General features: G+C 72.3%; 19 protein-coding genes and 1 rRNA gene. 1 reads left to right on the top strand and 19 read right to left on the bottom strand.

The annotated features are described in order from the left end of the window. The 12 genes from ACFFHC_RS09200 to ACFFHC_RS09145 all read right to left on the bottom strand — a co-directional run. Window positions 1-374 (bottom strand): shikimate kinase (locus ACFFHC_RS09200; protein ID WP_379804834.1); only part of this gene is annotated, 374 nt, incomplete at its 3' end. Beyond that, entirely contained in the window at window positions 371-1609 is a 1239-nt protein-coding gene (gene aroC, locus ACFFHC_RS09195) for a chorismate synthase (RefSeq protein WP_181443083.1), read from the bottom strand. The genes ACFFHC_RS09200 and aroC, both read right to left, overlap by 4 nt. Before the next feature lie 2 nt (window positions 1610-1611). Further along, the gene (locus ACFFHC_RS09190) at window positions 1612-2520 is read right to left on the bottom strand and encodes a shikimate dehydrogenase family protein (protein WP_238138187.1); all 909 of its coding nucleotides are present in this window, start codon (window positions 2518-2520) and stop codon (window positions 1612-1614) included. Then, the gene (mltG, locus tag ACFFHC_RS09185) at window positions 2514-3617 is read right to left on the bottom strand and encodes an endolytic transglycosylase MltG (protein WP_083323364.1); all 1104 of its coding nucleotides are present in this window, start codon (window positions 3615-3617) and stop codon (window positions 2514-2516) included. Before mltG ends, ACFFHC_RS09190 begins: the two co-directional genes overlap by 7 nt. Window positions 3618-3633: 16 nt before the next feature. Further along, a complete protein-coding gene (gene ruvX, locus ACFFHC_RS09180; RefSeq protein WP_083323363.1) occupies window positions 3634-4167 on the bottom strand; it encodes a Holliday junction resolvase RuvX in 534 nt (177 codons plus the stop codon). A gap of 8 nt (window positions 4168-4175) precedes the next feature. Further along, window positions 4176-6857 (bottom strand): alanine--tRNA ligase, encoded by a 2682-nt coding sequence (gene alaS, locus ACFFHC_RS09175; protein WP_379804827.1) that lies wholly within the window; start codon window positions 6855-6857, stop codon window positions 4176-4178. Between the two features lie 134 nt (window positions 6858-6991). After that, window positions 6992-8056, bottom strand: a complete 1065-nt coding sequence (locus ACFFHC_RS09170) for an ABC transporter ATP-binding protein (RefSeq protein ID WP_070703312.1) — start codon at window positions 8054-8056, stop codon at window positions 6992-6994. Further along, complete coding sequence (locus ACFFHC_RS09165; RefSeq protein WP_101849721.1) at window positions 8053-9147, bottom strand: ABC transporter ATP-binding protein; 1095 nt, start codon at window positions 9145-9147, stop codon at window positions 8053-8055. Before ACFFHC_RS09165 ends, ACFFHC_RS09170 begins: the two co-directional genes overlap by 4 nt. Window positions 9148-9185: 38 nt before the next feature. Then, the gene (locus tag ACFFHC_RS09160; protein ID WP_101849720.1) at window positions 9186-10181 is read right to left on the bottom strand and encodes an ABC transporter permease; all 996 of its coding nucleotides are present in this window, start codon (window positions 10179-10181) and stop codon (window positions 9186-9188) included. 158 nt (window positions 10182-10339) lie between these two features. Beyond that, window positions 10340-12142, bottom strand: a complete 1803-nt coding sequence (locus tag ACFFHC_RS09155; RefSeq protein ID WP_141494111.1) for an ABC transporter substrate-binding protein — start codon at window positions 12140-12142, stop codon at window positions 10340-10342. Window positions 12143-12206: 64 nt separating this feature from the next. Then, window positions 12207-13247 carry an ABC transporter permease gene (locus ACFFHC_RS09150; RefSeq protein WP_238329861.1) on the bottom strand — a complete coding sequence of 347 codons (1041 nt, stop codon included), beginning with the start codon at window positions 13245-13247 and terminating at the stop codon, window positions 12207-12209. Between the two features lie 150 nt (window positions 13248-13397). Continuing rightward, window positions 13398-14798, bottom strand: a complete 1401-nt coding sequence (locus ACFFHC_RS09145; RefSeq protein WP_083323433.1) for a replication-associated recombination protein A — start codon at window positions 14796-14798, stop codon at window positions 13398-13400. A gap of 53 nt (window positions 14799-14851) precedes the next feature. On the opposite strand from ACFFHC_RS09145, the gene ACFFHC_RS09140 reads away from it, so the two are divergent. Continuing rightward, entirely contained in the window at window positions 14852-15679 is an 828-nt protein-coding gene (locus ACFFHC_RS09140) for a GNAT family N-acetyltransferase (protein ID WP_070703745.1), read from the top strand. A gap of 33 nt (window positions 15680-15712) precedes the next feature. Here ACFFHC_RS09140 and aspS read toward each other — a convergent pair whose 3' ends face one another. The 7 genes from aspS to rrf all read right to left on the bottom strand — a co-directional run bounded on the left by aspS (window position 15713) and on the right by rrf (window position 24324). Further along, window positions 15713-17542, bottom strand: a complete 1830-nt coding sequence (gene aspS / locus ACFFHC_RS09135; RefSeq protein WP_141494113.1) for an aspartate--tRNA ligase — start codon at window positions 17540-17542, stop codon at window positions 15713-15715. A 261-nt stretch (window positions 17543-17803) separates the two neighbouring features. After that, on the bottom strand, window positions 17804-18487 hold the full coding sequence (locus ACFFHC_RS09130; RefSeq protein ID WP_202820468.1) for an NUDIX domain-containing protein: 684 nt from the start codon (window positions 18485-18487) through the stop codon (window positions 17804-17806). Next, a complete protein-coding gene (gene pyrG, locus ACFFHC_RS09125; RefSeq protein ID WP_180802246.1) occupies window positions 18484-20142 on the bottom strand; it encodes a CTP synthase in 1659 nt (552 codons plus the stop codon). Before pyrG ends, ACFFHC_RS09130 begins: the two co-directional genes overlap by 4 nt. A gap of 59 nt (window positions 20143-20201) precedes the next feature. Then, the gene (locus ACFFHC_RS09120) at window positions 20202-22094 is read right to left on the bottom strand and encodes a DNA repair protein RecN (RefSeq protein WP_141494114.1); all 1893 of its coding nucleotides are present in this window, start codon (window positions 22092-22094) and stop codon (window positions 20202-20204) included. Next, on the bottom strand, window positions 22091-23065 hold the full coding sequence (locus tag ACFFHC_RS09115) for an NAD kinase (protein WP_101849715.1): 975 nt from the start codon (window positions 23063-23065) through the stop codon (window positions 22091-22093). Before ACFFHC_RS09115 ends, ACFFHC_RS09120 begins: the two co-directional genes overlap by 4 nt. Further along, on the bottom strand, window positions 23043-23882 hold the full coding sequence (locus ACFFHC_RS09110; protein WP_070704515.1) for a TlyA family RNA methyltransferase: 840 nt from the start codon (window positions 23880-23882) through the stop codon (window positions 23043-23045). Before ACFFHC_RS09110 ends, ACFFHC_RS09115 begins: the two co-directional genes overlap by 23 nt. 325 nt (window positions 23883-24207) lie before the next feature. Continuing rightward, window positions 24208-24324 (bottom strand): 5S ribosomal RNA (gene rrf / locus ACFFHC_RS09105). Window positions 24325-24527 lie beyond the last annotated feature (203 nt).

Here is a 24527-nt window from a genome sequence, read left to right as displayed (position 1 = left end):
CCGACCTGGAGCCAGACCACGTGCCCGCCGTCGGCGGCGAACCGGCGCAGCTCCTCGGCCACGCGGGGCGTCATGACCGCCCCTCCCCCGAGGGCCACGACCCGCCCCGGCGTGGCGGAGAACCCGGTGCCACGCACGGCGTCCTGGACCGCCTGCGCCTCGAGCTCGCGGAAGTGGGTCTCACCCCGGGTCGCGAAGAGCTCGGCCACCGTGCACCCTGCCCGCTGCTCCACGAGGGCGTCGGTGTCGACCACCTCGGAGGAGCCGTCCTCGCAGAGCAAGGCCGCCACGGTCGTCTTCCCGCTGCCGGGTGGGCCCACGAGCACCACGTCGGCCGGCGTGGGGACGCGGCGCCCGGGCAGCGCCGGGGTCACGCCGCCCCGCCGGTGGAGGCGGTGCGCGCCCGGTAGTGCGCGAGGGCCGCGCGGGTGTCGTCCAGGTGGTCGCCGCCGAACTTCTCCAGCACGGCCCGCAGCAGCACCAGGGCCACCTCGGCCTCGGCCACGATGCCGGCGGCAGGCACCGCGCACACGTCGGAGCGCTGGTGGTGGGCCGTCGCGGCCTCGCCAGTGGCCACGTCCACGGTGCGCAGGGCGCGCGGCACGGTGCTGATGGGCTTCATCGCGGCGCGGACCCGCAGCAGCTCGCCGGTGGTCATGCCGCCCTCCAGACCGCCGGAGCGGTCGGTCACGCGCCGCACGCGGTCGCCCTCCCAGACCATCTCGTCGTGGGCCTGGCTGCCCGGGCGGTCGGCCACGTCGAAGCCGTCCCCGAACTCCACCCCCTTGATGGCCTGGATGGAGACGAGCGCACCCGCCAGCTGGGCGTCCAGGCGACGGTCGCCGTGCACGTGGGAGCCCAGGCCCGACGGCAGGCCGTCCACGACCACCTCGACCACACCGCCGAGCGTGTCGCCGGCCTTCTTCGCCTCGTCCACCCGCGCCACCATCGCTGCGGAGGTGTCCGGGTCGGCGCAGCGCACCGGGTCGGCGTCGATGCGCTCGCGCCCCTCGTCGGTGGTGAGCGCGGTCAGGGCCGCGCGGTCCGTGGCCCCCTCCGGCACGTGGACGCCACCCAGGGCCACCACGTGGCTGCCCACGCGGATGCCCAGCGACTCCAGGGCCTGCCGCGCCACCTCGCCGAGCGCCACCCGGGCCGCCGTCTCGCGCGCGCTGGCGCGCTCCAGGACGGGACGGGCCTCGTCGAGCCCGTACTTCTGCATGCCGGCCAGGTCGGCGTGGCCCGGGCGCGGGCGCGTCAGGGGCCGGTTGCGGGCCACCTCGCGCTCGTCACCCTTGCCGGCGTCCACCTGCAGGGCGGCGGGGTCCACCGGGTCGGCGGCCATGACGGCCTCCCACTTGGGCCACTCGGTGTTGTCGATGCGGACGGCCACCGGCGAGCCCATGGTCACCCCGTGGCGCACCCCGCCGATGAGGGTGACGCGGTCGGCCTCGAAGCTCATGCGGGCGCCGCGCCCGTAGCCCAGACGGCGACGGGCCAGGGCGCCGGCCAGGTCCTGCGTGGTCACCCCCACACCCGCGGGAACACCCTCCAGAACGCCCGTCAGCGCCTCACCGTGCGACTCCCCGGCCGTCAACCACCTCAGCATGGTCACAGCCTATGCAGTCGCCGCAGCTCCTCCGGCAGCAGGGACGCGGTGTCCGCCAGGCCAGGGCGCCGGCCGGTCATGAGCTCCACCTGGTCCACGGCCTGCTCCACGAGCATGTGCAGGCCGCTCACCACCGTCGCCCCCGCGCGCTCCGCGGCCCCCGCCCACGGGTGCGGCCAGTCGGCGTACTGCGCGTCCACCCACACCAGGGCGGGGTCGGCCGTGCCGCGGGCCTGCTCCCCCGGAGCCCACTCACCGACCGCGGGCAGCGCACCCCACGAGGCCGCCGGCAGCGTGCTCAGCACCAACCGGGGCGGGCGCCCGGCGGCGATCTCCGCCAGGGCGCCGTCCAGCGGGACGGCCTCGAGGGCCACGCCCAGCCGCTCGGCCAGGGCGCCGAGCTCGGGACGGACCGTGGCGCGCACGCCCACCTGCAGGCTCCGCACCCCGGCGCCGTGGAGCGCCAGCAGCGCCGACCGGGCCGTGGCGCCGGACCCGAGCAGCACCGCCTCACGCACGGGATGCCCACCGGCCGCCCGGGCGAGCACGCGCTCCAGGGCCGGCACGTCGGTGTTGTCCGCCGCCCAGCCGTCGGGGCCCAGGACGAGCGTGTTCGCGCCACCGGCCAGCTCGGCGGTCTCGCTGGCGCCCGCCCCGCGGCGCCCGGCCTCCAGCGCCTCCTCCTTGAGCGGCATCGTCACCGAGAGCGCGGTGACACCGTCGCGAACCAGGGCCGGCAGCGCCTCGGCGAGTCCCCCGGCGGCGACCTCCACGCGGTCGTAACGGCCGCCGGTGAGCCCCAGCCCCTGCCAGGCGCCCCGGTGCAGCGCCGGGGAGAGCGAGTGCGCCACCGGCGAGCCGACGACCACGGCGTGCGGCGCGGTGCCGGCCGACTGGGCCGCGGTCAGCACCGGCCCTCGTTCTGCTGGCACCAGCGGTTGAACATCGCCACGTACCGCTGGTGCTCGGCGAAGGTGCGCGAGAACTTGGTCTCCCCGGTGATCGGGTTGACCGTCGCGAAGTACAGGTAGTCGGTGCTGTCGGGCTCCACCGCCGCCTGGATGGCCGCGCGCCCCGGGCTGTTGATGGGGCCCGGCGGCAGGCCCTCGTGCACGTAGGTGTTGTACGGGCTGTCGGACTTCCGCTGTTCCGTGGTGGTGCCGGCCCGGCCGCGCTGCTGGTGGACGAAGTGCACGGTGGAGTCCATGCCCAGCTTCATGTGCTGCTCCAGGCGGTTCTGCACCACCGAGGACACCTTGCCGCGGTCGGCCTGGCCGCTGCTCTCGCCCTCCACGATGGAGGCGATCGTCAGCGTCCGCTGCCAGTCCTTGCGGGGCACCTCCTCGCGCTCCAGCTCCTTCTGCGCCTGCTCCACCATCTTGCGCACCTGGGTGCGGGCGTCGTCGTCGATGTCGAAGTTGTAGGTGGACGGGAAGAGCCAGCCCTCCAGCTCGCCCTTGGCCTCCGGCGGCAGCCCGACGTCCTGGGGCTTCAGCGCGTCGTAGTCCTCGCGCGGCACACCGGTGCCCTTGGCCAGGCGGTCGAAGACCTCGGACTTCCACTGCCCCTCGGGCACGGTCACCTTGTCGACGCGCAGGTTGCGCTCGTCGAGCAGTGCCTCGATGGCGGCTACCGAGCTCATCTCCTCCTTGAGCACGTAGGTGCCCGGTTGCAGGCGCTCGATGCGCGGCTCCAGGCGGGCCAGCTCGTTGAACGACTCCGCGGAGGCCACGACCCCTTCGTCCTCGAGGACCTGGCCCACGGAGAAGCCGGTGGACCCCTCGGGCACCTTGACGGTGCGCTCCCCGTGGCCCTCCCCCTCGTAGTCGGGATAGCTGCCCAGGTCGGGCACGGCCAGCGTGGAGAGCACCGGGGAGAGCGTGTCCCAGGTGAGGGCCGAACCCACGCCGGTCAGCGCGAGGGCACCGGCCACCACGGCCGCGACCTGCCGACGGGGCGGGCGCGGCGGGGCGGTGCGGGGCATCCTGCTGCGACTCGTGGGGGTCATCGCGTCTCCCTGGTCCTCACGTGCTCTGCTTGCTGCGGCGGCGCGGCTTGCGGCCCGCCACCGGCTCTCCGACGGCGCTCCCCCGGCGCCATGCGTCCAGTGCCCCCTGCAGGATCTCCACGGCCGCCGCCTGGTCGATGCGGGTGCGCTGCTCGCGCTGCCGCACCCCGGACTCCCGCATGGCGCGGGAGGCCGCCACCGTGCTCATCCGTTCGTCCACGAGCCAGACGCGCACGTCCGGCCCGAGGGCCCGGGCGAGGTGGCCGGCCCAGCGGCGTGCCTCGGCGGCCGAGGTGCTCTCGTGCCCGTCGAGGTGGCGGGGCAGGCCCACGACCACGCCGGTGGAGGCGGACTCCTCGCGCACGAGGTCGACCACCTCCTGCAGTGCGGTGTCCCCCTCGTCCACGGGCACGGTCCGCACCGGACTGGCCAGCAGGCCCTCCCGGTCGGCCCGGGCCAGGCCCACCCGCGCCATGCCGACGTCGACGCCCCACACCACGCCGGGCAGGGGGGACTCCCCCGCGTCCGGCGTGGTGTGGGTGGTGGTCACGGCGGTGCTCAGAGCGCGCCCACGGCGGTGCGCACGGCCGCCAGCGCCTCGCCCGCCCTGGTGTTGTCCTGACCGCCGCCCTGCGCGAGGTCGTCCTTGCCGCCACCGCCGCCGCCGAGGGCGGAGGCCGCGACCTTGACCAGCGCACCGGCCTTCACCCCGGCATCGCGGGCGGCCTGCGTGGTGGCCACGACCACCACGGGCTTGTCCCCGGCGGTGCTCACCAGGGCCACGGCCGCGGCGGTCTCGCCAAGCTTCTGGCGCACGTCCTGCGCGATGCCGCGCAGCTCGCCGCCATCCACCTCGGCCAGCTCGGCGAGCACCAGCTGCACACCGCCCACCTGCTCGGCGGTGTCGGCCAGGCCCGCGGTGGCGCCCTTGGCCTGCTCGCGCTTCATCTGCTGGATCTCGCGCTCGGCCTCCTTGAGACGGGCCACCAGCTGGGACACGCGGTCCTTGAGCTCGGTGGGCTGCACACCGGCGATGCCGGAGAGCTCGGCCACGAGCGCCCGCTCGGTGGCCAGGTGGCGCAGCGCGTTGACGCCCACGAAGGCCTCGAGGCGGCGCACGCCGGAGCCCACGGAGGACTCACCGGTGAGGGTCAGGGCACCGATCTGGCTCGAGTGCTGCACGTGGGTGCCACCGCAGAGCTCGCGGGACCACGGGCCACCGATCTCGATGACGCGCACGTCCTCGTCGTAGGTCTCGCCGAAGAGCGCCAGGGCGCCCCACTCCCGGGCCTCCGGCAGCGTCATCCAATGCGCGCTCACCGGCAGGTCGTCGCGCACCGCGAGGTTGGCCACCTCCTCCAGCTCGCTGCGGGTGGCGGCGTCCAGGGCCTGGTTCCACGCGAAGTCCAGGCGCAGGTAGCCGGGCTTGTTGTAGGAGCCGGACTGCAGCGCCGACGGGCCGAGCACCTGCCGCAGGGCGGCGTGGACCACGTGCGTGCCGGAGTGGGCCTGGGCGGCCTCGAGGCGCCAGGTGGGGTCCACCTCGGCGCGCGCGTCGGCGCCCTCGGTCACCTCGCCGGAGAGCACCTTCACGGTGTGGGCCACGAGCCCCTTGACCGGGCGCTGCACGTCGGTCACCTGCAGGCGCGCACCGTCGAGGGTGATGACGCCGGCGTCGGCGGTCTGGCCACCGGACTCGGCGTAGAAGCTCGTGGCGTCCAGCACCACCTGGCCGACCTGGCCCTCGGACAGCGTCGGCACCCGCTCGCCCTCGCGCACCAGGCCCACCACGCGGCCGTCGGTGGCCAGCTCGCTGTAGGCGCGCCAGTCGGTGGCACCCAGCTCGCGCAGCTCGCGCCACACCTCGGTGTTGGCGTGCCCGGACTTCTTGGCCTTGGCGTCGGCCTTGGCGCGGGCACGCTGCTCGGCCATGAGCCCGCGAAAGCCCTCCTCGTCCACCGTCAGGCCCTGCTCGGCGGCCATCTCCAGGGTGAGGTCGATCGGGAAGCCGTAGGTGTCGTGCAGCGCGAAGGCCTTCTCGCCGGGGAAGACCTTCTGGCCGGCACCCTTGGTCTGCTCGGCGGCCGTGTCGAAGATGTTCGTGCCCGCCTCCAGCGTGCGGCGGAAGGCCTCCTCCTCGGCGTAGGCGATGCGGCTGATGCGCTCGAAGTCGCTGCGCAGTTCCGGGTAGGACTTGCTCATCTGCTCCATCGAGACCGGCAGCAGCTCGGGCAGGCAGGGGCCCTGCACGCCGAGCAGGCGCATGGAGCGCACCGCGCGGCGCAGCAGGCGGCGCAGCACGTAGCCGCGACCCTCGTTGCCGGGCGTCACGCCGTCTCCGATGAGCATGAGCGAGGAACGCACGTGGTCGGCCACCACGCGGAAGCGCACGTCGTCGCCCTCGGCGTCGCCGTAGCCCTTGCCGCTGAGCTCCTCGGCCCGCTCGATGACGGGGTACACCTCGTCGATCTCGTAGAGGTTGTCCACGCCCTGCAGCAGGTAGGCCACGCGCTCCAGGCCCAGGCCCGTGTCGATGTTCTTCGACGGCAGCGGCTCCACCACGGTGAACTCGGCCTTGGAGCGCACGTCGGTGATCATCTCGGTCTGGAACACCAGGTTCCAGATCTCCAGGAAGCGGTCCTCGTCGGCCTCCGGGCCGCCGTCCGCGCCGTACTCCGGGCCGCGGTCCACGTAGATCTCCGAGCAGGGGCCACCGGGGCCCTCGACGCCCATGTGCCAGTAGTTGTCGTCGAGCCCGCGGCCCTGGATGCGCTCGCGCGGCACGCCGACGCCCAGCCAGTACTCGATCGCCTCGGTGTCGCCCTCCGGGTAGTCCGGGTGGAAGCCGGCGCCCAGCACCGTCACCCAGATGTCCGCCGGGTCGAAGCCCAGACCGCCCTCCTGCTGGGGACCGGTCACCAGGCTCCAGGCCAGCTCGATGGCCTCCTTCTTGAAGTACTCGCCGAAGGAGAAGTTGCCGCACATCTGGAAGAAGGTGCCGTGGCGGGTGGTCTTGCCGACCTCCTCGATGTCACCGGTGCGCACGCACTTCTGCACGCTGGTGGCGCATCCCCACGGCGGGGTCTGCTGCCCCAGGAAGTAGGGCTTGAAGGGCACCATGCCGGCGTTGACGAAGAGCAGGTTCGGGTCGTCGAACAGCAACGGGGCGCTGGGCACCACGGCGTGGCCCGTCCCCTCGAAGTGGGCGAGCCACCGGCGGCGGATCTCAGCGGTTTCCATCGCAACTCCTGATGATGTGGACGATCCAGGTTCGGGTGCGGCGCCGGGCGCCGCGGGCGCCGTGCCCGGTCGCCCCGGGCACACGCCTGCACCGCCGACCGGCACGGTCGACGGTGCAGGATATCGCGTGGGGCTCAGGCCACCTCGGTGGAGATCACGCGGCTCTCCGGGAAGTGGCAGGCGATGCGGTGCTGCGGGTCCGTGGCGCTCGGGTCGAGCTCCGGGCGGTCGGTGGCGCACACCTCCTGGGCCTTCCAGCAGCGGGTGCGGAAGGTGCAGCCGCTCGGCGGGTCGATCGGGCTGGGCACGTCGCCCTCGAGGCGGATCCGCTCCTGCCTGGCCATGCCGCGCACCACGTTGATGTCCGGCGCGGCCGAGAGCAGCGCCTGGGTGTAGGGGTGCTGCGGGTTGCCGTAGATCTGCTCCCGGTCACCGATCTCGGCGATGCGGCCCAGGTACATCACGGCCACGCGGTCGCAGAAGTGCCGCACGACGCCCAGGTCGTGGGCCACGAACACGAAGGCCAGGTTGAACTCCCGGCGCAGCCGGTCCATGAGGTTCATCACCTGCGCCTGGATGGACACGTCGAGCGCCGAGACGGGCTCGTCGGCCACGATCACCTTGGGCTCCACCGCCAGCGCACGGGCGATGCCGATGCGCTGGCGCTGGCCACCGGAGAACTCGTTGGGGTACCGGTTGATGTGCTCGGGGTTGAGGCCCACCAGCTCCAGCAGCTCCTGCACCCGGCCCTTGACCTGCTTCTCCGGCATGAGCTTGTGCACCCGGATGGGCGTGGCGATGATGTTGCCCACCGTGTAGCGGGGGTTCAGCGACGCGTACGGGTCCTGGAAGATCATCTGGATGTCGCGGCGCAGCGGGCGCAGCCGACCCTCGGAGTACTGCGCGATGTCGTGGCCCTCGAACATGATCGACCCGGAGGTCGGCTTCTCCAGGCGGGTCACGAGCCGGCCGGTGGTCGTCTTGCCGCAGCCGGACTCCCCCACCAGGCCGAGCGTCTCGCCGGCGGCCAGGTCGAAGCTCACGCCGTCCACGGCCTTGACCGTCTTCTTGGTGGGCAGCAAGCCGTTGTACTCGGTGATCGGGAAGTGCTTGACCAGGTCGGTGACCTGCAGGAGGACCTCGCGGTCGGCCGTGGCCTGGCGCGGGTGCACGATCGTGTCGTCGAGGCGGGTGCTCATCGCAGGGTCTCCTGGCTCGTCGGGGTCGGCTCACCGGGCACGAGGCCGAGGGCCGAGAGGTGGCAGCGCACGAGGCGGTTCTCGGTGCCGGGGGGCGCGGAGAGGCCGGGCACCTCGGTGCGGCACAGGTCGTCGGGCACCTGCGCGGCGAACTCGCAGCGTGGGTGGAACGAGCAGCCGCTGGGCAGCTTGGTCAGGCTGGGCGGCGCGCCCTTGATCGGCTTGAGCTCCTCGCCCAGCGTCTCGCTGATGCTGGGCACCGAGCCGAGCAGGCCGCGGGTGTAGGGGTGGCGCGGGTCGGAGAGCACCTGGTGGGTCTCGCCGCGCTCCACACCGCGGCCGGCGTACATCACCAGCGTGTCGTGGGCCACCTCGGCCACGACGGCCAGGTCGTGGGTGATGAGGATGATCGCCGAGCCGAACTCCTGCTGCAGGTCCTTGAGCAGGTCGAGAATGCCGGCCTGCACCGTCACGTCGAGGGCCGTGGTGGGCTCGTCGGCGATGAGCAGCTTGGGGTCGTTCACCAGACCGAGGGCGATCATGGCGCGCTGGCGCATACCGCCGGAGAACTCGAAGGGGTACTGCTTGGCGCGCTTCTGCGGGTTGGGGATGCCCACGCGGTCGAGCATCTCCACCGCGCGCGCCATCGCCTTGGACCGCGAGACGTTGTGGTGCACCCGGTAGGCCTCGATGATCTGGTCCCCCACCCGCTTGTAGGGGTGCAGCGAGGACTGCGCGTCCTGGAAGATCATCGAGGCGACGCTGCCGCGCACCTTGCGGAACTGCGACTGGGAGGCTCCCACCATCTCGCGGCCGTCGAGCTGGATCGACCCGGACATACGCGTGCGCTTGGGGTCGTGCAGGCCCATCACGGCCATGGTGGAGACGGACTTGCCGGAGCCGGACTCGCCCACGATGGCGAGCGTGCGGCCCGGGTACACCTCGTAGTTGAGGCCGTTCACGGCGCGCACCAGGCCGTCCTCGGTGGGGAAGGCCACCTTGAGGTCGCGCACGGACAGCAGCGGCTGCCCCAGCTCAGGGCGGTGGAACACCTCGTCGGGGTCGGCCGGGGTGGTGGGAAGGGTGGTCATGGGGAGGTCCTCGGTTCCGGGTCGGTGTGCCTGGGCGGTCACTGGAGGCGGACGCGCGGGTCGATGACGCCGTAGAGCAGGTCGACGATGAGGTTGCCCAGCGTCACCAGCACGGCTCCGACGATGACGGTGCCGGCGATGACCGGCAGGTCGTCGTGGCCGAACGACTCGATGGCCAGCTTGCCCATCCCGGGCAGGCCGAAGATCGTCTCGGTGAAGATCGCGCCCATGAGCTCGGCGGAGACCGAGAGGCCCACCAGCGTCACGAACGGAGCGATGGCGGCGCGCAGGGCGTGCTTGTAGCTCACGGTGGTCTCGCCCAGGCCCTTGGCCCGGGCGGTGCGCACGTAGTCGGAGTTCTGCACGTCGATCATCGAGGCGCGCACGTAGCGGATGTAGGACGCCGACGCCCAGGTGCCGTAGAACAGCCACACACCGATGAGGCCGAGGAACCACGCCACCGGGTCCTTCCACGGTTCCACCCACGCCGAGCGGGGCACGATGCCGGTGAACACCATCGCGTAGAGGAAGAAGATCAGCGCGCACACGTAGTACGGGATCGAGCTGACGGTCTGGCTGAACCCGACGATGATCCGGTCGATGAAGGTGCCGCGGTACTTGGCGGCCACCACTCCGGCCACCAGAGCGATCACCACGTACACCACCATGCCGCCGAAGACCAGGGAGGCGGTCACGGGGAAGGCGGCGAGCACCAGGTCGGTCACGGGGGCGTTGCGGTAGTAGCTCCACCCCAGGCAGGGGGCCTCGCACACCTTGGTGAAGCCACCGTTGCTGATCTCACGACCCATGAAGATGCCACCGATGAAGTCCTTGAACTGCTGCTGCGGCGGCACGTTCAGTCCGAGGGCCTCGGCGATCTGGTCGACGCGCTCGGGCGTGCACGAGGGCGACTCACCGCAGATGGCGCCGGCCGGGTCGCTGGGACCCAGGAAGAACACGACGAAGGTGATGAGGATGACCGTGAAGATCACGGCCGCCGAGATGGCCAGTCGGCGCAGGATGTAGACGAGCACCCGGGACTCCTGAGTGGTGGTGGGGTGTGGGCTGCTGGGTGGGTACCGGGCGGGTCACGCCCGGAGGGGGCGGTGGCGGGGCGCGTGGGCCCCGCCACCGCAGGTGCGGCGGACCGCGTGGTCGGGTTCGGCTCAGGGAGCCTCCCCCGACCGGCGGGTCACTCGCCGTCGACCCAGACGCCGGCGAGGTCCGGCATGCCCAGGTTCGGGTCGATGTTCACGTTGTGCACCTTGGTGCCGAAGATGGCGTTGGCCTTGCTGGCGTCCGTCGGGATGGCCGGCAGGAACTCGTCACGCACCTTCTTGTCGAACTTCGACCACTCCGCACCCTGCTTCTCGGCCGGGAGGGCCTTGATGCGGTTCATCTCCTTGTCCAGACCGGCCTCCTTGAGGAAGCCGACCGAGTGGCCGGAGAGCTGCGAGGAGCCCAGGAAGATGGCCGGGTACACGGCGTCACCCTGCGGCCAGTCGTAGCACCAGCCGGCCGGGCCCATCATCATGTTGGTGTCGGCGTCGGTCTTGGCGATGAGCTCGCGCATCTCGGCGCGCGGCACACCCTGGTCCTTCACCGTGAAGCCGGCCTTCTCGAGAGCCTGCTTCCGGGCGGTGTTGGTCTTCTGGGCCACCGGGTTGTCCACCGAGTAGTAGTAGGACAGCTCGAAGCCCTCCTTGCCGGCGTCCTTGAGCATCTGCTTGGCCTTCTCCGGGTCACCCTGGCCCTGACCGGGCAGGTTCTCCGAGGGCTCCGGCTTGAAGCCCGGCACCGAGGTGGACATGTACGACGTGGCCGGGTCGAAGTCCAGCTCGGTCTCACCGGCGGCCTTGCGGATCTGGTCGTACGGCCACGCGGCGGCGACCGCCTTGCGGACCTCCAGGGGGATCTTGCGGGTGTCCATGGAGACGTAGGACACGCACGGGCTGGAGTTGCTCGCCAAGCGGTCCTTCAGCTCACCCTGGAACTGCTGGGCCACACCACCGGGCACGCCGTCGTACATCAGCGAGGTGGCGTCGGGGCCGTTGCTCGCCGCGATCTGCTGGCCGAACGCGTCGTAGTCACCGGAGAAGGTGAACTCGATGGTGTCCGGGTACTGGTGGCGGGCCGGGTCGGAGTCGGCGGTCCACTGGTCGTTCTTCTCCAGGACCAGGCGGGCGCCCTTCTGGTACTCCTTGAACTTGTACGGGCCGGTGGCCAGCGGGTGGTCGCCGTACTTCTCCTTGGTGTCCTTGTCCTTGGGGATCGGCGACATCTGGGTGAAGGCGGCGAAGTAGGGGAAGGTCGGCCACTTCTGCTTGAGGTGGATCTCGATGGTCTTCTCGTCCTTGACCGTCACGCCGGCGAAGTCCTCACCGTCCTGGAAGGGACCCTTGTACTTGTCACCGTCCTTGAAGTACTCGTTCTGGTAGGTGGGGCCGCCGGGCAGCTCCTCCTGGGCGAACGAGCGCTTGATGCCGTAGGCCACGTCCTCGGCGGTGATCGGCGAGCCGTCCTCGTACTTCAGGTCGTCCTTGAGGGTGAAGGTCCAGGTCTTGCCGTCCTTGGACTCGGTGCCCAGGTCGGTGGCCAGGTCCGGGACCAGCTCGGAGGTGCCGTCGGCGTTGGTGCGGTACTGGGTCAGGCGACGCGTCGTGAGGTTCATGATCGCGTTGACGTCCTGGTAGAACTGCGCGGACGGGTCGAAGGTGGCCGGGGCGGCCGCGGAGAGGATCTTCAGGGTGCCGCCCTTCTTGGCACCCTCCACCTCCTTGGCCGGACCCTTGGCGTCCGGCACCATGCCGGCGGAGGCCTCCTTGGGCGCCTCGCTGGTGGTCTCGCCACCACCGGAGGTGGTCTCGCCACCACCGGAGGTCGTGTCACCGCCACCGGTCTGGCTCTGGTTGTTGTCCGACGGGCTACCGCCGCCGCACGCCGCAAGGGTCAGGGAGCCGACGGCCGCGACGGCTGCGAACTGGGTGAGTCGCATGGTGGGTATCTCCTTCTGGGCGCCCCGGTGAGTCCGGGGACGTGTGTGAGGTCGTGACCGACGGTCAGCGACGGGTGTGGGGGTTGAACGCGTCGTTCACGGCATCGCCCAGCAGGCTGAGCGAGAGCACGAGGAGGGAGAGTCCGATGACCGGCATCCACAGGTAGAGCGGGTGCTGCATGAACGAGTGCTGCGCACCCTGGATGGTCAGACCCCAGGAGACGGCCGGCTCGCGCAGGCCGACCCCGAGCAGGGACAGACCGGCTTCGGCGGCGATGAACGCCGGGATCGCGGTGGTCAGCGAGACGATGATCGGGCTGAGCAGGTTGGGCAGGATCTCCTTGCGGAGGATCTGGCCCGTGGGGACGCCCAGAGCCCGGGCGGCCTGCACGTACTCGCGCTCGCGCATCGAGATGACCTCACCACGCACCAGGCGGGCCAGACCGGGCCAGCCGAACAGGATGAGCACCACGGTGAGCACCCAGAAGCGGATGTCGGCCACCTGATCGTCGGGGATGAACCCGCCCTTGATCCCCGCGACGCGGTTCACGGCGATCGGCACCAGGGCGATGGCGAAGAGCAGGAAGGGCAGGGACTGCACCACGTCGATGAGGAAGGACACGATGTTGTCGACGATGCCGCCGAGGTAGCCAGCCAGCAGTCCGAGCGCGGTGCCGATGACCGTAACCGCGGCGGCGGCGGTGACCGAGATGATCAGCGAGGGCCGGATGCCCAGGAGCCACCGACCGAGGAGGTCGCGGCCGTTTCCGGTGTCCACGCCGAAGGGGTACTCCCAGCTGGCGGTGAACAGGGGGTACCCGCCCACGTCGATGAACCGGGTGTCACTCATGATCGGGTCCACGCCGCGCAGGTTGTTGATCGTGCCGGCCAGCAGACCGAGGACCACGAAGGTCAGCGCACAGCCGAGCGACATCATCGCGACCTTGTCGTACGCCAGGCGCCGCAGGGCGATCTGGGTGGGCGTCTTGGTCTCGAAGCGCGTCGAGGCCGTCGCGGCCGCGGTCGTTCCGCCGTCCTGAGTCGCCGGCGTCGCGGTGGCCGGGTCGGCGTCGCGGGAGAGCTTCGAGTCGTCCAGGCTCTGCACTGATGTCTCCTCGGTGATGGTCGTGCCCGCTTGGGCACGCCCATCATGTGGACCCGAGGGTGTCTCCGCCAGAGAACGCGTCAGGCTGTAACCGATTCGTGACGTAGCCGTGACGCGGCCTACACCTTGCGGCCGGCGCCGCGGGATCCCTCAGCGGCGCAGACGGGCCCGCAGGCGCTGCCACCGCTCGGCCAGGGTGGCCTCGAAACCCCGCCCGGTGGGCCGGTAGTAGCTGGCGTCAGCAAGGTCCTCGGGCAGGTACTGCTGGGTGGCCACACCGCCGTCGGCATCGTGCGCGTACTGGTAGCCCACCCCGTGGCCCAGCGACGCCGCACCGGAGTAGTGCGCGTCACGCAGGTGGGGCGGCACGCTACGTCCCTTGCCGGCCCGCACGTCGGCCAGCGCCGCGTCGATCCCGGTGTAGACGGCGTTCGAGGGCGGCGCGAGCGCCACGTGCACCACGGCCTGGGCCAGCACGATCCGCGCCTCGGGCATGCCGATCTGCGCCACGGCGTGCATCGCGGCCACGGCGGTCTGCAGGGCCGCGGGGTCGGCCATGCCCACGTCCTCGCTGGCGGCGATGACCACGCGACGCGCGATGAAACGCGGGTCCTCCCCCGCCTCGATCTGCCGGGCCAGGTAGTGCAGGGCGGCATCCACGTCCGAGCCCCGCATCGACTTGATGAAGGCGCTCGTCACGTCGTAGTGCGCGTCACCGTCCCGGTCGTAGCCCACCACCGCCGTGTCCAGCGCCTGCTCCACGTGCGTTGCGGCGATCTCCACCGGGTCGTCCCCCTCGGCGCCCGGTGGCACGGCGGACTCCGCGGCGCCCGCGGCCGCCTCCAGCGTGGTGAGCGCACGGCGCCCGTCTCCCCCGGCCAGCCGCACGATGCCGTCACGGGCCTCGTCGGTGAGGGCGAACCTCCCGGCCAGACCCCGCTCGTCGGCCACGGCGCGCTCCAGCAGGGTGCGCACGTCCTCGTCGGCCAGGCTCGTGAGACGCACGAGGATCGAGCGGCTCAGCAGCGGGGTCACCACTGTGAAGCTGGGGTTCTCCGTGGTGGCGGCCACGAGGATGACGGTGCGGTCCTCCACGCCCGGCAGCAGGGCGTCCTGCTGGGCCTTGGTGAACCGGTGGATCTCGTCCAGGAAGAGCACGGTCTGCCGGCCGTACATCGCCTTCTCCCGCCGGGCGGCGTCCATCACCGCACGCACGTCCTTGACCCCGGCGGTGACGGCCGAGAGCTGCACGAAGGTGCGGCCCGCGGCATCGGCCACCAGGCGCGAGAGCGTGGTCTTGCCGGTGCCCGCCGGTCCCCAGAGGATCGCCGAGGACGACCCGGCCACGCCCTGCCGGCCCTCGATGAGGCGGCGCAGGGGGCTCCCCGGGGCCAGCGCCTCCCGCTGGCCGACCACCTCGTCGAGGGAGCGGGGCCGCAGGCGGGCGGCGAGCGGCTCGTCGGGGTTCCAGTCCGCGCCGGGCACGGCCTGCCCTCCCCCGGTGCCGGCTCCCCCGCCGGCGGTGCTGAACAGGTCGGGGGTGTCGGTCATGCCCCCAGCGTAGGTGGCGCACACCTGGGCGACGCCGGTGGCACACTGCGCCCGTGCGCCAGATCCGGACCCGTGCAGAACTCCTCGAGGCCTCGGGCCACGACCCCTACGTGCGCTGGGGCGTGCCCGCCGATCTCCCCGCCCCCGCCCTGGAGCACCGGGGTGCCGTCGCCACGCTCCGGGTGCGTCACCGCCTCGGCCGGGTGCGGCGCAGCGCCTTCCTGTTCGGAGCGCGCGCCGGGATGGAGGCCCTGGTGCACGAGGTCCTCGACGACCTGCTGGCCGAGTGGGGCGCCGAGGGCATCAGCGTGCCGGCCGAGCACGGGCACCTGCTCGACGCGCACGGCATCGAGCCCGGCGGGCGCTGGGACTGGATGTGGGTGACCGCGCCACGCACCAGTTCCCCCGCCGTCTCGTCCGCCCCGACCTCCGGTGGCCGCCTCGGCCTCGACGCCGTGGTCACCCTCGACGACGCCTCCGACGCCGCGGAGATGGCGGCCTTCTCCGAGCAGTGGTCCCCCACCGCCGAGGGCGAACCCGGCGCTGGCCTGAGCACCCTGTGGCAGGGCGTGCGCGAGGGCGCGCTGGAGGGCCGGCCGACCCAGGGGCCGCTGCTGGCCCTCGGGGCGAGCCAGCCCTTCACCGACGAGGTGCCGCACCTGGCCGGCATCGTCACCCGCGGGGATGCCCGCGGGCAGGGGCTGGGCCGGCTGGTGACGGAGTCGCTCACACTCGCCGAGGTCCGGCGCACCGGCGTCTGCACCCTGGGCATGTACAGCGACAACGACACCGCCCGGGCGCTCTACCGGTCGATCGGCTACGAGACCGCCTGGGCATGGGACAGCCGGCCGTGGCACGGGGCCACGGCCGGCTGCTGCTGAGGGCGCCGGGCCAACCATGGGCGCGGCCGGCGCTCAGCTCGTAGCCGGGGCCACCTCCGAGGTGTCCTGCGCGGCGTCCTCGTCCTCCTCGGGCTCGAAGTCCACGCCGGCCTCCTCGCGCTGCTGCGCGGAGATGGGCGCCGGGGCGTCGGTCAGCGGGTCGTAGCCGCCACCGGACTTCGGGAAGGCGATGACGTTGCGGATCGAGTCGCTGCCCGAGAGCAGGGCCACCACGCGGTCCCAGCCGAACGCGATGCCGCCGTGGGGCGGGGCGCCGTAGGAGAACGCCTCCAGGAGGAAGCCGAACTTCTCCTGCGCCTCCTCGGTCGACAGGCCCATGACCTTGAAGATGCGCTCCTGCACGTCGCGGCGGTGCACACGGATGGAGCCACCGCCGATCTCGTTGCCGTTGCAGACCATGTCGTAGGCGTAGGACAGGGCCTCGCCCGGGTCGGTGTCGAAGGTGTCCATGCACTCGGGCTTCGGGGAGGTGAAGGCGTGGTGCACGGCGGTCCAGGCGCCCTCGCCCACGGCGACGTCACCGGAGGCCACGGCGTCGGCGGCCGGCTCGAACAGCGGTGCGTCCACCACCCACAGGAACGACCAGGCGTCCTCGTCGATGAGGTCGCAGCGGCGGCCGATCTCCAGGCGGGCCGCACCCAGCAGGGCGCGGGCCTCCTTGGCCGGGCCGGCGGCGAAGAAGATGCAGTCGCCGGGGTTGGCGCCCACATGGGCGGCGATGCCGGCCTTCTCCTCCTCGGAGATGTTCTTGCTCACCGGGCCGGACAGCTCGCCGTCCTCGCCGACGAGCACGTAGGCCAGGCCCTTGGCGCCGCGCTGCTTGGCCCACTCCTGCCATGCGTCGAGCTGCTTGCGCGGCTGGCTCGCACCACCGGGCATGACGACCGAGCCCACGTACGGCGCCTGGAACACGCGGAACGGCGTGTCGGCGAAGAACTCGGTGCAGTCGGTGAGGGTGAGGTCGAAGCGCAGGTCGGGCTTGTCCGAGCCGTACTTCTCCATCGCCTCGCGGTAGGTCATGCGCGGCATCGGGGTGGGCACGTCCACCCCGATGAGGGCCCAGACCTCCTGGGCGATCTCCTCGCCGAGGGCCATGACGTCGTCCTGGGTGACGAAGGACATCTCGATGTCGAGCTGGGTGAACTCCGGCTGGCGGTCGGCGCGGAAGTCCTCGTCGCGATAGCAGCGGGCGATCTGGTAGTAGCGCTCCATGCCGCCGACCATGAGCAGCTGCTTGAACAGCTGCGGGCTCTGCGGCAGGGCGTACCAGCTGCCGGGGGCCAGGCGGGCCGGCACGAGGAAGTCGCGGGCGCCCTCGGGGGTGGAGCGCGTCAGGGTGGGCGTCTCGACCTCCACGAAGTCGTGGCCCTCCAGCACGCGGCGGGCGGCGGCGTTGGCCTTGCTGCGCAGGCGCAGGGCGGCACCGGCGGAGCGGGCGCCCGGGCGGCGCAGGTCCAGGTAGCGGTGCTTCAGGCGGGCCTCCTCGCCCACCTCGACGCGCTCGTCGATCTGGAACGGCAAGGGCGCGGCGGGGTTGAGCACCTCGAGCTCGCCGGCCACGACCTCGACCTCGCCGGTGGGCAGGTCGGGGTTCACGTTGCCGTCGGGGCGCACGCGCACGTCGCCGGTGATGCGCACGACGTACTCGTTGCGCAGGTCGTGGGCGCCACCGGACTCGAGGACCTCGTCGCGGGCCACCACCTGGGCCACGCCGGAGGCGTCGCGCAGGTCGAGGAAGGCCACGCCACCGTGGTCGCGGCGGCGGGCCACCCAGCCGGTGAGGGTGACGGTCTGGCCGGCGTGCTCGGCGCGGAGCGTGCCGACCTGGTGGGTGCGGAGCATGGGTCGTCCTTTCGGGTCGGGTCTCCCGTCACGGACGCCGCCCCGAGGGGTGCCGTCCGTGAGGGGGAACGGCAGCCCGGGAGGTGTGGGCGGGGGCCAGGTCGCGGTGCCACCACACCTTCGCCGGGCAGGACGCCCGGCCTCTCGTCGGTCCGCCGGACGCGCGATCGGCAGGATCCCGCGGGTCGTCACTCCGCCCTCGCCGATGCGGCGGATTCTGCCAGTCGGGCCGGCTGGTGTGCCAATCGATTCCGCGGGCCCTCAGCGGTGCCCGAGCGGACCCACCTCGTAGGGCGCGTCGGCCGGGCGCGTGGGCGCCCCGCGGTGGAGCACGCGGTCCAGGGCGAGGGCCCCGATGACGGTGCTCGGGTTGTGCACCCCACCGGCGTGCACCGCATCGAGCAGGTCGGACAGCCGCACCCAGTGGCCAGTCATCTCGGCCTCCTCGCCCTGGCGCTCGAAGGAGTCCTCGGCCACGTCCTCCACGTCGGTGGCCCAGAACACCCGGATGGCCTCCGCGGACCCGCCGGGGGTGGTGTGGAAGTCCACGAGCGTCACCCAGCGCGAGGCGGTGAGGGCGGCCTCCTCGGCCAGCTCACGGGCCGCGGCGGCCTGCATCGGCTCCCCGGGCTGGTCGAGCAGACCGGCCGGCACCTCCCAGGCCGTGGTGCGGACCGGGTGCCGGTACTGGCGCACCAGGTAGACCTCCACCTCGCCGGGCTCGCCGGTCACCGGACGGGTGGCCAGCACGGCCACTGCCCCCGGGTGACGGGTCCACTCGCGCCAGGCGGTCCCGTCCTGCAGGGCCACGTCGGCCCCCACCACGGGGTAGCGCGCGCCGTCGTGGAGCACCCGCTCGGCGCCCGCGCCGAGGTCGGTCACCTCGTCGCGCAGCGCCGAGCCGGCCTGCACCCTCGGCGCCGAGGCCCCCAGCCCGTGGGTCACGCTGACGTCCCGGACGCTCCCCGGCGCTCGATGGCCGCGCCCACCAGGCCGGCGAACAGCGGGTGCGCACGGTGCGGGCGGGACTTCAGCTCCGGGTGGGCCTGGGTGCCCACGTAGAAGGGGTGGGTCTCGGCCGGCAGCTCCACGAACTCCACGAGGCCACCGTCGGGCGAGGTGCCCGAGAGCACCAGGCCGGTGGACTCCAGCTGCTCACGGTAGGCGTTGTTCACCTCGTAACGGTGGCGGTGGCGCTCGCTCACCTGCGTGCTGCCATAGGCGGTCGCGGCCACGGAGCCCTCGGCCAGGGTGGCGTCGTAGGCGCCCAGGCGCATCGTGCCGCCCAGGTCGCCCTTGCCGCCCACGAACTCCAGCTGCTCAGCCATCGTGGCGATCACCGGGTGCTCGGTGGCGTCCTCGAACTCGGTGCTCGAGGCCCCCTCGAGGCCGGCGGCGTTGCGCGCGTGCTCGATGACCATGCACTGCATGCCCAGGCAGATGCCCAGCGTGGGCACCTTCTGCTCGCGCGCCCAGGTCAGGGCACCGAGCTTGCCCTCGATGCCGCGGATGCCGAAGCCACCGGGCACGAGCACGGCGTCCACCCCGCCCAGCGCCTCCTGCGCCCCCTCGGGGGTCTGGCAACGGTCGCTGGCCACCCAACGCAGGGACACCTTCGCCCGGTGGTGGAAGCCGCCGGCGCGCAGCGCCTCGGAGATCGAGAGGTAGGCGTCGGGCAGGTCGACGTACTTGCCGACCACGGCCACCTCCACCTGGTGCTCGGGCTGGTGAACACGGGTGAGCAGGTCGTCCCAGGCGGTCCAGTCGACGTCCTTGAACGGCAGCCCGAGGCGGCGGATGACCACGGCGTCCAAGCCCTCGCCGTGGAGCACCTTGGGGATGTCGTAGATGCTCGGCGCGTCCGGGCAGGTGGCCACGGCCTCGCGGTCGACGTCGCAGGACATCGAGATCTTGTTCTTGATGCCCTCGGGGAGCTGGCGGTCGGCGCGCACCACGACGGCGTCGGGCTGGATGCCGTACTCGCGCAGGCGGGCCACCGAGTGCTGGGTCGGCTTGGTCTTGAGCTCGCCGGAGGGGCCGATGAAGGGCACCAGGGAGACGTGCAGGAAGAACACGTTGTCGCGGCCCAGCTGGTGGCGCACCTGGCGGGCCGCCTCGAGGAAGGGCAGGGACTCGATGTCGCCGACGGTCCCGCCGATCTCGGTGATGATCACGTCCGGGCGGTCCGCGCCCTCGGGCACGGTGGCCGCGGCCCGCATGCGCTCGACGATCTCGTTGGTGATGTGCGGGATCACCTGCACGGTGTCGCCCAGGTACTCGCCGCGGCGCTCCTTGGCGATGACCGAGTGGTACACCTGCCCGGTCGTCACGTTGGCGCCCGCCGTGAGGTTGTCGTCCAGGAAGCGCTCGTAGTGGCCGATGTCGAGGTCGGTCTCACCACCGTCCTCGGTCACGAACACCTCGCCGTGCTGGAAGGGGTTCATGGTCCCCGGATCCACGTTGATGTACGGGTCCAGCTTCTGCATGGTGACCTTCAGGCCACGCGAACGCAGGAGGAGTCCGAGGGAGGACGCGGTCAGTCCCTTCCCGAGGGAGGAGACGACGCCGCCGGTCACGAAGATGTGTCGAGTCTGTGCCACCACGGGCTGCCAATCTACCCCCTTGCCCGCGGCGCCACGCCACCGCCCCGCCGGGGCCCTCAGGACCCGCGTCGCTCCCGGGCGGCCTCCACGAGCTCGGCGGCGTGTTCCCGAGCGCTGCGGCTCTCGGAGACACCTCCCAGCATCCGTGCGAGCTCGGCCAACCGCGCCTCGCCCTCCACCGGGGCCACGTCCGAGGTGGTCACCGCCCCGTCGTCGCTCTTGGCGATCACCAGGTGCCGGTCGGCATAGGCAGCCACCTGCGGCAGGTGGGTCACCACGATCACCTGGCGCTCCGCGGCGATCCTGGCCAGACGGGCCCCGATGGCGTGTGCCGCCTCACCGCCGACACCGGCGTCCACCTCGTCGAACACCATGGTCGGCACGCCGCCCTCGGCGTCGCCCACCACCACCTCGAGCGCCAGCATGAGGCGGCTGAGCTCACCTCCCGAGGCGGCCTTGGCCACCGTCCGGGCGGGCACGCCGGGGTTGGGGGCCATCCGGATCTCCACCGCGTCCGCGCCGTGCGGGCCGGGCCGGGCCCCCTCCACCGCCACGGTGACCTCTGCCTTCGGCATGGCCAGGGCACGGACCTCGGCAGTGACCCGCTCCCCCAGGTCCGACGCCACCTGCCGCCGGAGCGCCGTGAGCGCGTCGGCAGCCACGCGCGCCGTGGTCCGCGCCTCCTCAAGCTCACCGGCCAGTCGCTCCCGGTCCTCGTCGGAGGTCCCGAGGCCATCGAGCTCCTGGGCCGCCAACTCACCCCAGGCCAGGGCGATGTCCGCCGAGGGTGCCACCGCCGCACCCTCACCCTCGACGAGCGCGCCCCCTGCCCCGCTCGCACCCTCGAGACCCTCAACCTCCACCTGAGGGTCGAGCAGGGGGTGGCCCGCGGGCAGCAGCTCGGGACGGCCGAACTCCTGGGCCAGGGAACGCAGGGCCGCACGGCGTTCGTGCAGGACCTGCAGCTCCCCGGGGTCGAGGTCCAGCCCGCCCACCCATGAGGAGAGGTCGGCGGCCAGCTCCTGCGCGAGCACCCCCAGCTCGCGCAGGCGGCCGTGCAGCTCCCCCACCTCGGCGTCGACGTGGGCCACCCGCTCCATCGCCTCACGGGCCTGCCCCACGAGCTCCACGGCGCCGGGCTCGGGCATCGTGTCGGTGGGGTCACCCGAGAGCGCACCGGCCGCCACGTGGCCCGCCTCCACCAGGTCGGCCGCGTGGTCCAGCCGGGCCACGCGCTCGCGCAGCTCCTGTTCCTCCCCCGGCTCCGGCTTCACCGTCTCCAGGAGGTCGAGGCCCTTGCGGAGCCACGCGGCCCGCTGGGAGCGCAGGGTCCGCTCGGCGTCGAAGTCGCGCAGCGCCCGGTCGAGGCGCACCACCTCGTCCCGGGCCACCCGGTAGGCCTCGAGCCGCTCGACCACCGGGGCCCCACCGAAGGCGTCGAGCACCTCACGGTGCGCGTCGGCCGAGAGCAGGCGCCACTGGTCAGCCTGCCCGTGGATGGCCACGAGACGCTCACTCACCCCGGAGAGCGTCCGCACCGGTACCCGCGCGCCGCCCACCGATGCCGCCGACCGACCGGCCGTGGTGACGCGCCGGGTCACCAGCAGCTCACCGTCCTCCACGAAGCCGCCGGCGCCCTCGACCGCCTGCACGGCGTCCGACCGCTCGGCGCCCCCGGGCACCTCGTACACCCCGGTGACCACGGCGGCCTCGGCCCCGTGGCGCACCCAGCCCGACTCCGCACGCCGGCCGAGCAGCAGCGAGAGGCTCTGCACCATCATCGTCTTGCCGGCGCCGGTCTCACCGGTCACCACGGTGAGGCCCCGGTCGAGCTCCACGGTGGCGTCGTGGATGACGCCCAGGTTGCGGATCTCGACGGTGCTCAGCCACGGCTCGTTCCCCGTCCCGTGGGCCTGCGTCACCGCGTCGTCCTGGCTGGTCGTGCTCATCGGTGCGTCCCTTCCTCGGTCCCCACGTCCAGGCCCCGCGCGCGGGACCGGGCGGTGCCGCGCCATCCCTCGACCGACAGGCCGAACTTGCGCACGAGCCGGTCGGTGAAGGGTGAACTGGCCGGCCGGGCCAACCGGACCGGGTGCGCGCTGCGCGAGACCTCGACGCGCGCCCCCGGGGGCAGGTCGCTGACCGCGCGCCCGTCGCACCACAGCACCCCGATGCCGGGGGACTCCGTCACCACCTCGACCGCGAGCTCGGTCGTCGGACCCAGCACCAGCGGGCGCGAGAAGAGGGCGTGGGCGCTGAGCGGCACCGTGAGAATCGCCTCCACGTTCGGCCACACCACCGGCCCCCCGGCGCTGAAGGCGTAGGCGGTGCTCCCGGTCGGGGTGGCCATGATGATGCCGTCGCACCCCCACGTGGCCAGCGGACGCCCGTCGACCTCCAGGGCCAGCTCCACCATTCGCTCGCGCGAGCCCTTCTCCACGGTGGCCTCGTTGAGTGCCCACCCCGTGGCCGTGCGCTCACCCTCAACGTAGACCGCCACGTCGAGGGCCATGCGGTGCTCGACCGAGTAGCTCCGCTCCACGATGTGCTCCACCGTGAGCTCCACGTCCTCGCGCTCCGCCTCGGCGAGGAAGCCCACGTGCCCCAGGTTCACCCCCAGCAGCGGCACGTCGTACTCCTTGGCCACCGCGGCGCCCCGCAGGATCGTCCCGTCCCCGCCCAGCACCACCACCAGCTCGGGGCGGTGCTGCTCGCCAAGCTCCTCCATGGGCGAGTCCGCCTGCGCACGCAGCGCCTCCACCTGGTCGGGCGGAACCGCCACGACCAGGCCACGCTCACCCAGGAGCCGCGCCACCTGCACGGCCACACCCACGGCGTCCCGACGTCCCGGGTGCGCACAGAGCACCACGACACGGGGCTGGTCGGCCCCGAGGGCGTCAGAGCTCGAGTGCGCTGTCATCGTCACCGTTCCAGAAGGGGTCCTCGACATCCGGGAGCCCACTGTGCCACGCGGCCCCGACAACCTCGCGCGCGGCGTCCCCGGTCTCCAGACGCACCACGAACTCCACGTTCCCGTGGGTCCCCGGGGTCCCACTGGATGCGACACCGTGGGGACGCAGACCCGCCTGCGCGGCTGCGTCGAGAACCACCGCCATCGCCTCGTGCCGGTCGGTCCCCCGCTCCACGATCCCCTGGCGGACCCGGGCGGGCCCCACCTCGAACTGGGGCTTCACCAACACAACCGCCGTTCCCCCGTCCTGGAGCAGCCACGCGATGGTGGGAAGCACCAGCCGCAGCGAGATGAAGCTGACGTCACACACCACGAGCCGTGCCATGCAACGCCGCAACCCGGCGTCGGTCATCTGCGACAGGTCCCGGGCGTTGACGCCCTCGCGGACCACCACCCGGGGGTCGCTCCGCAGCGCGTCGACCAGCTGGTCGTGCCCGACGTCGATGGCCCAGACGTCCTCCCACCCGGCGTCGAGCAACTCCTGGGTGAACCCACCCGTCGATGCCCCGAGGTCGACCGCTGTGCCAGCGGGGACGAACACACGGGGCCACAACGATCGCGCACGACCGAGCTTCCGCTGGGCCCGGCTCACCTCGCCCTGTCGCCGACCGTCGGCCACCCGGAGCACACTCGTCTCCCCCACCTGCTGGGAGGAACGGCTCGCTGCACGCCCGTCCACCAGAACCGAGCCCTCGGCAACGAGCTGCTGGGCATGGGAGCGGGAGCGGGCCAGTCCCCGGTCCGTGAGGGCCTTGTCGAGACGCATCGGGGGGGGTCAGTCGGACGAGGCGTGACCGGGCGCCCCCGGAACGGGACCAGCCGGTGCAGGAGCCTCCAAGGACGCCTCGAGATCACCCACCTCGGACTCCAGCCCTCTCACCCGACCCAGAAGGTCCTCGAGGTCCACCTGGTGCGTCCCCGGGAGCTGCGGGTGCTCGCTACCAAGCGCGTCAGAGCCAGTCATGACACCGATTCTACGGGGCACCTCTCCCTTCCCCATGGGGACGCGCACGGCCCACCCCCAACACAACCCCCGGGAATGGTTTCAGCCCCGACCAACAACAGTTGGGCGGGGCTGAAACAAACGTTGAGTTCGGCGGTGTCCTACTCTCCCACACCGTTCCCAGTGCAGTACCATCGGCGCTGAAGGGCTTAGCTTCCGGGTTCGGAATGTGACCGGGCGTTTCCCCTTCGCTATGACCACCGAAACACTCTCGTACTCACACACACTCTGGCGAGTCGATTCGTGTCTCGAACCACACACACGCATGGTGGCCTCACGAGACTCGTATTCACTTGAACCAACCACCCACCCAGGCACAAACCCAAAGTGGTCGCTGGTTGTTTCCCGGGGTGTGTTTTCCGGGAACCACACAGTGGACGCGTAGCACCTTTGTAGCAAGTTATCGGC

It is taken from the genome of Kytococcus schroeteri (assembly GCF_042433515.1).
Classification (GTDB): Bacteria; Actinomycetota; Actinomycetes; order Actinomycetales; family Dermatophilaceae; genus Kytococcus; species Kytococcus schroeteri.
This window is presented reverse-complemented; position numbering and strand designations above follow the sequence as displayed.